This window comes from Archangium sp., assembly GCF_036388035.1.
In the GTDB taxonomy this organism is placed as follows: Bacteria; Myxococcota; Myxococcia; order Myxococcales; family Myxococcaceae; genus Archangium.
Genome location: NZ_DASVSO010000176.1, coordinates 1 through 6,375, shown reverse-complemented (window position 1 = coordinate 6,375; position 6,375 = coordinate 1). Strand labels below are relative to the sequence as shown.

General features: G+C 69.6%; 5 protein-coding genes. 1 reads left to right on the top strand and 4 read right to left on the bottom strand.

What is annotated here, in order from left to right; all coding sequences use genetic code 11:
- Window positions 1-754: hypothetical protein (locus VF697_RS07780; RefSeq protein ID WP_331092866.1), on the bottom strand; the 754-nt coding region annotated here is incomplete at its 3' end.
- Window positions 755-911: 157 nt separating this feature from the next.
- Between VF697_RS07780 and VF697_RS07775 the strand changes: the two genes are divergently transcribed.
- Entirely contained in the window at window positions 912-1,484 is a 573-nt protein-coding gene (locus VF697_RS07775) for a DUF177 domain-containing protein (RefSeq protein ID WP_331092865.1), read from the top strand.
- Between the two features lie 15 nt (window positions 1,485-1,499).
- Here VF697_RS07775 and VF697_RS07770 read toward each other — a convergent pair whose 3' ends face one another.
- The 3 genes from VF697_RS07770 to VF697_RS07760 all read right to left on the bottom strand — a co-directional run.
- Window positions 1,500-3,359 (bottom strand): CotH kinase family protein, encoded by a 1,860-nt coding sequence (locus VF697_RS07770; protein WP_331092864.1) that lies wholly within the window; start codon window positions 3,357-3,359, stop codon window positions 1,500-1,502.
- An 18-nt stretch (window positions 3,360-3,377) separates the two neighbouring features.
- Entirely contained in the window at window positions 3,378-4,337 is a 960-nt protein-coding gene (locus tag VF697_RS07765; RefSeq protein ID WP_331092863.1) for a class I SAM-dependent methyltransferase, read from the bottom strand.
- A gap of 166 nt (window positions 4,338-4,503) precedes the next feature.
- Window positions 4,504-6,375, bottom strand: a 1,872-nt coding sequence (locus VF697_RS07760; protein ID WP_331092862.1) for a heparinase II/III domain-containing protein, incomplete at its 5' end; no start/stop codon positions are given.

The following is a 6,375-nucleotide window of genomic DNA, read 5'->3' as shown; positions in this document are numbered from 1 at the left end:
CCACCGCTCCCGACTCCGGGGCGATCTGGAAGACGAGCGGGTTGAAGGCATCCCCCCGGCCCGCCAGCCGCCGCTGCGCCGCGTCCGCCACCTCGAAGTAGTACTCCACTTCGTACGCGGAAGCGGCGGCGGGCAGCTCGTAGGCGGGGATGGTGGCGACGTAGCGCTCCTTGTTCCCCCGCTCGCGGGCGAAGTCCACCGAGCTGTACGCCTGGGCTCCCGCGCGCCGGTAGAAGAGCCGCGCCCGGGCTCCGAGCGCCATGTCCTCGATCTGTGCCGCGGCCACCACGGGCTCGCCGCCGGGGGCATCCGGGATGGGGTCCACCTGCAGCGTGACGGGGCGCACGCGGCGGTTCTTGATGTCTTCCTTCAGGCGCGCGTAGAGGCTGCGGATCTTCGGAGGCGTGTTGCGCGGCAGCTCGTAGTCCGGCCGCGCCTGGAGCAGCTTCTCGTAGGCCTCGCGGGCCCGCTCCTCGTCACCCAGGTACAGCGAGGTGATGCCGAGCAGGCGGTAGAGCTCCACGAGCTGATCATCCGTGACGTCGGGCGCGTCGAGGCCGGACTCCAGCGTCTTCACCGCCTCCTCGAACTCCCCGTTCTCGATCTGCTCCTGCGCGCGGGGAATCTCCGGACGGGCCGGAGCCACCTGGAAGAGGAGGGGCTGTGGGAACAGGGGCCGGGCGAGTGAGGCGCCGGGGGCCAGCAGGCTCGCCATCACGATGCTCGCCACCACGCGATTCCGCCGGACGTACATTGCCCGCCACCCTAGCAGACGGGCATTCGGGCCTCCACTTAGAGGACGGTCGCGCAACGCCTGCGGCCCGATGACATCTATGGAGGTTCAGGCGCGTTGACTGCGGGGGAGAGCCTCCCCATGATGCGCGCCCCTTTTTGGATAGGAAGTCGGGTAGATGCTCGTAAAGATTGAAGAAATTCGCGACGCAGGGCTCAAGGTCGACAAGAAGATGAGCCTGGAGCAGCTGAACGCCGCGCTGGAGGGCTCCGGCTTCCAGGCCACCGAGCCCCTGTCCGTCTCAGCGAGCCTGCGCAAGTTGAGCGGCGGCGTGCTCGTCGAGGGCAAGTTCACCTCGCGGGTGGTGTCGGAGTGCAAGCGCTGCCTCACGGAGTCGAAGCTCGAGCTGCCGGTGTCCTTCGCCATCAACCTCGTCCCCGAGTCGCTCGCCCGCGGTGAGGACGTCCTGGACGAGGACGAGCTGGCGGAGAAGGACAAGGGGCATGGCGAGCACGGCGGCTCGTTCGCGCTGGATCAGGCGGATGAGGAGGTGTTCGACGGCAAGGTCATCGACCTCGAGCCGATCGTGCGCGAGCAGGTCCTGCTGGCCCTGCCCATGAGCACCGTGTGCCGCGAGGAGTGCCAGGGGCTGTGCGTGAAGTGCGGCCAGAACCTCAACGAGAAGAAGTGCGGCTGCGACACGACGTTCGTGGACCCGCGTCTCGCGGCGCTCAAGAACATCAAGCTCTAGTGCCGGGCCTGGAGCTCACGGACCGGGCTGGAGGCCGAAGGACTCGGCGCCGCGAGGCTGCCGGCCGTAGGCCTCGCCCGGCTCGAGAGGGGCCAACCACAGCAGATCCAAGGGGGTCGTCTCGTCCGCCGCGTAGAGCGACACCTCGGGACGTTCCGGGTTCATCGTCGCGCCCAGGCGCTCCGTGCCGGAGGCCCCCTGGCGGAAGGTGATGAACTGTCCCGGCTGCACGCTGAGGGCGGGCAGGGTCCATTGGCCTGGAACCCGGGTGACGCCCGAGAGCCGGAGTCCTCCCAGGGACACCGGGTCGCTCCCCCGGTTGTAGAGCTGCACCCAGAAGGCCCCGGAGGCGTCGCGGCCCACCCGGTCGATGACGAGCGGCCCGCCGCCGAGGGACTCGAGGTCCTGGAGGTGGCGGAGCAGCCACGCGTGACGCTCGCGCACGAAGCGGTGGAGGTAGTCGGCGCTGCGCGCGGCGTGCTCGGGGCTGACGTACGGGTCCACCGTCTTTCCGTCCTGGCCGGGCAGGATGTACGGGGCGAGCAGTGCATGCATGGCATCGACGCGCGAGCCGAGGTTCTCCTCGGTGAGCCACGTCTCCAGCAGCAGACGCAGCCGGGCGATGTAGCGGGCACGCAGGCCCGGGTCGTCGTAGATGCGCGTGAGCAGCGTGCTGTACGTGGGCTTCATGTCCTTGTAGCCGAGCACGTCGCGGCGGTGCGCGAGGAGCTCGTACACCTTCCGGTCATAAGCGCTGAAGCTGAAGAGCGGGTGTTCGTCCTTCACGCCCTGGATGACGGCGTTGGTGCGGTTGTAGAGCGACAGCGCGTTGTTGAGGTCCCACGGCACGAACGTCCACTGGCCCAGCTCGCGGTCGTAGATGAGGTAGCTGCGCGAGTCGCCCTGCATCTCGTTGGCGATGAAGGCATCCACCGCCATCCACGTGAGGTAGTCCTCCAGGTCCAGCTTCTGCTCCGCGAAGGCGGCGAACTGGTGGGGTGGCGTGCGGTTCACGCCGTCGAGGAAGGCCCACAGCCGCTCCCACGACTCCTTCTCGTTCGTCTGCTTCTCCCATGGCTCCATGTAGGCTTCCTGGGGCGGCTGGCGCAGCTCGCAGTCGAGCATCCCGCAGCGGTAGATGTCCCCGTCGTCGTCGAAGTCGTGGGCCGCGAGGAAGTCCTTGTCGAGGGACTCCAGCTCGGTGAAGACGCCCTCGTACTTCGTGGTGACGGTTCCTCCCTGCTGGAGCCGGAGCTTCACGTGGACGTAGCGGGCGCTCGGCACGCGCAGCCCCACGCTCGAGGCCACGTCGTACCAGAGCTTCTCGGTGAGGTAGCCCGAGTCCTTCCACTCCGCGAGCAGCTCGAGGCGCTTGCGGCCCTCGAAGCGGGCCTTCGTGTCGAAGCGCACCTGCCAGGACTTCTTCACGATGCGCGGGTCCGTCTTGGTGGAGCGCCCGCGGAAGCTCAGCTCCACCGCGTACGTGCGGCCCTCATGGGTGAACTGGCCCTTCACCTGGAAGTTGCGCGAGGGCGGATCCTTCGCGTGGTCGTGGAGGGCCTGGAAGTCCTCCTGCCGAAGCGTCAGCTCGTAGGTGGGGATGGACGTCTGGAGCGCCGGCCAACGGGGCCGGGCCGCGGAGGGCTCCGGCGGCCACGGCGTGCCCGCGTCCGCCAGGGGACTGCCCGCGTCCGTGGGAGGGCTGCCCGCGTCCGGCGTACCGGAGTCCATGGCGGGGACTTCGGTGGCCGGCTCCTCGATACCCGGAGACGTCCCGGTCTCGGGGCGCTCCAGGTGGGACGGCGGGTTGCCCGTCTCGAGCGCGCTGGTGCAGGCGCTCAGGAGGGCGAGGCCGATCAGCAGGGCAGCTCTCATGGCGGGCCTACGGGGTGCTCAGTCGTTCTTGGAAAGGCTGCCGTACATCACGCACATGCCGCCGAGCATCCGCAGCCCGGGCACGGAGAGGAGGGCCTTGTCGGTGCAGCCCAGCACGTCCGCGACCAGGCGGCGCGGCAGCGAGGAGCGCTCGTAGTTGTTGTGGTGGAGGAAGAAGCGGTCCAGCCGCGACAGGAAGCTGAACCACCGCATCTCCAGGCCCGGCAGGTAGCGGCCGATCGTCGCCAGCTCGGCCCGTTCGAGCGGCCGCTCGTTGGGCGTGGCGTCGGTGTGGATGGGAATCCGCTTGCGCAGCCTGCGCATCAACGGCGAGAGGCATACCGGCTCGGAGAAGAGGAAGAAGGCTCCGGGCTTCGCACAGCTCACGAGCTTGCGCATCACCCCGTCCAGCTCGGGGATGAGGTGGTGCAGCACGCCATCTCCCCAGATGATGTCGAAGGAGCCGTCGAGCAGGTCGGCGGTCTCCAGCGGCGAGCAGATGAACTGGGTGTTGGCCCCCACGCCGTCGAGCTCCGCGCGGCGGTGGCACAGCTCGATGGACTTGGACGAGATGTCGATGCCCGTCACCCGAGCGCCGAACCGGGCCATCAGCAGGGCGTTGCTGCCATCGCCGCAGCCCACGTCCAGCACGCGCTTGCCGCGCAGATCTCCCATCAACCGGAAGCGGAACTCCTTGTTGAACCAGGGGCGCCGGGTCTCGCGGTAGCGCTCGAGCGTGAGCTCATCCATCGGCTGGGCCGGCTGCTTCTCCGCCACCAGATCGAAGAAGTCCGACTCGGAGGCCCAGCGCGCCAGCGCTTCGGGCAGCGGCTCGGGAGGGAAGAGCTCCTCATATCCCGGGGGCGCCTCGCTCTGGGTGAGCCGATTCCGTTCCGGGGTTGGCCTGGGTGAGGGCTCCGCCGGACTCAGGTCCACTTCCGCTTCCCACCGCCCGTCCAGGTTCTCCCGCTCTTGCATCCGGCTCTCCCCGCGCCCCGCGCGCCCTGATGACGTGGGCGGGAAACTAGGAATGCCAGGGAGGTGCGTGAAGCGCCGTAGGCCGGGCTTTCTCGACTTGTCAGACGGAGCACGCGCCCTCGCGAGGGGAGTGCTCCTTACCCGACGGCACACCTGTCCCGAGTGTCTACGGTCGGCGCCGCCGCCGATGGGCCAACACTCCACCCAGGGCGAGCAGGCTCCAGGCGAGCACGAGCTCCCCGCCACCCCCCACGGCACAGGACAGGCTCGAAGGCACGTCGGGGCTGGCTCCAGGGAAGGAGGGCTCCGGGGCGTGGAAGGGAGGCGGCATCGCGCCGGAGCCCTCCACGGGCTCGGAGTCGGAGTCGAGCGGGGCCTGCGTGTCGGGGTCGACCTGCGGCGAAGGCTCGGCTTCGACGGGAGGCGACGGGGGCGCGGAGGGTGTCTGCGCGCCCTTGCCCACGACGATGGCGTCGCCCTCGCGCTGGAAGGGCACGTCCGCGCCGTTCCACAAGACGCGGGTGGCGCGGGGTGCATGAACGCGGGGGGTGCTCAAGGCGGTCCCGGACAGCCGCAGCGTCTCGGTGTTGAGCCCGTCCGCTTCCAGCAGGCCCGTGGCGCTGCCCTGGCTGAGGAGCGTGCGCGAGGCATCGGCCAGGCTCGTGCCCCGGACCAGCAGGGCGCGGGTCGGCGTGGTGCCCTCGTACCGGACGACGCCGGAGAGCCCCGTCAGCACGAGTCCTCCCGCCACGCGGCGCTGCTCGGGGAGGTCATTGAAGATGGCGGAGGAGGAGGTCGTGCCCTCGGTCACCGTCAGCCCGGCGTCGGGCACCTTGGCATCGAGCGCCTTCACCGTCGGGCGTGTGGCCCAGGCCGACTCCGGCGTGGGCACCAGGGCCGTGAGGAAGGTGGTGTTGGCCGAGGCGGCGGTGGGCTTCACCTCGGCGTTGACGACGGAGCCGGCGGAGTTGAGCCGTTGGATCTGCGCCGGCCGCTGCTGGGTGAACGTGGCGTCGAAGGAGGCGGGGGCCACCACGGCCACGCCCAGGGCCTGGCGGTTCTCGCCGCGCCCATGGAGCCAGCTTCCCTCACGGGTCGCCCCGTTCATGAAGTGGCAGGACCAGCGGTAGACGTGGGACTTCGTCGCCTGCACCACGTCGCGCAGCACCACCCACCGGCGGTCGAGGAAGAGGGCATGGCGATCCCACCGGCGCAGCCCCGTCGTGGCGGCGTAGAGCGTGGAGCCGTCGCCGATGGTGTAGCCGAAGTGCTCGCTGGAGCCGAAGAAGGGGATGCCGCCCTTGCGCCCGGAGTACCAGCTGTAGGCCGCGGCGGAGTCGCTCCTCTCGCGCACGCCCTCGCCGAGCTGGCCCACGCCGTCGATGGTCAGCGAGTTGTGGAAGACGGTCTGGTTGGCCGCGGGCCCCGGCGAGCTGGCGTGGCCGATGTAGTAGCCGGCCGCCTCGGGCGCGAGCCAGGAGCCGTTGCCGTACAGGTAGAAGCCATTGTCGTCGGCGTGGTCATGGCCGAAGTTCAGGGTGCCTCGCGGCTCCATTCCGCTCTGCAGCCACTTCCACCCGGCCATGCCGCCATACGGGCCGTTCTTGAGCGCGAAGAGCAGCGAGCCCTTCCCCCAGCCGCTGCGGAACACCGCCGTCTGCTGGTTGTCGCCGTACCAGTCGAGCGGCAGGGTACTCAGGTTCGTGGAGCTCACGGTCGGGTCATAGAAGAGGAACTCGAAGACACGCTGGTTGAGCTCGGGCGCGTAGGTGGAGGCGGACGTGCCGCGCATCCAGGTGTCCGCCGTGGCCTGGGCCACCGGATCCCGGTACCGCGTCGCCGCGTAGCGCAGGGGCATCAGCCCCATGTCCGGGCTGAAGCCGTAGAAGTCCCCGTGCATGAGGAGGTACTGGGAGGGCCGCTCCGGGAGCTGCGAGTAGGCGAAGGCCCGGGGGAAGTGCTTCACCAGGCCCAGGTCGCCCACGTCGATGCTGGTGGTGCGCTTCAGCGCGCTGACGAAGGGCAGGTACCAGCTCAG

Excerpts from the sequence above, each read along its gene's own strand:
- VF697_RS07765 (WP_331092863.1), bottom strand. The coding sequence starts at position 4,337 with ATGCAAGAGCGGGAGAACCTGGACGGGCGGTGGGAAGCGGAAGTGGAC.
- VF697_RS07770 (WP_331092864.1), bottom strand. The coding sequence starts at position 3,359 with ATGAGAGCTGCCCTGCTGATCGGCCTCGCCCTCCTGAGCGCCTGCACC.
- VF697_RS07775 (WP_331092865.1), top strand. The coding sequence starts at position 912 with ATGCTCGTAAAGATTGAAGAAATTCGCGACGCAGGGCTCAAGGTCGAC.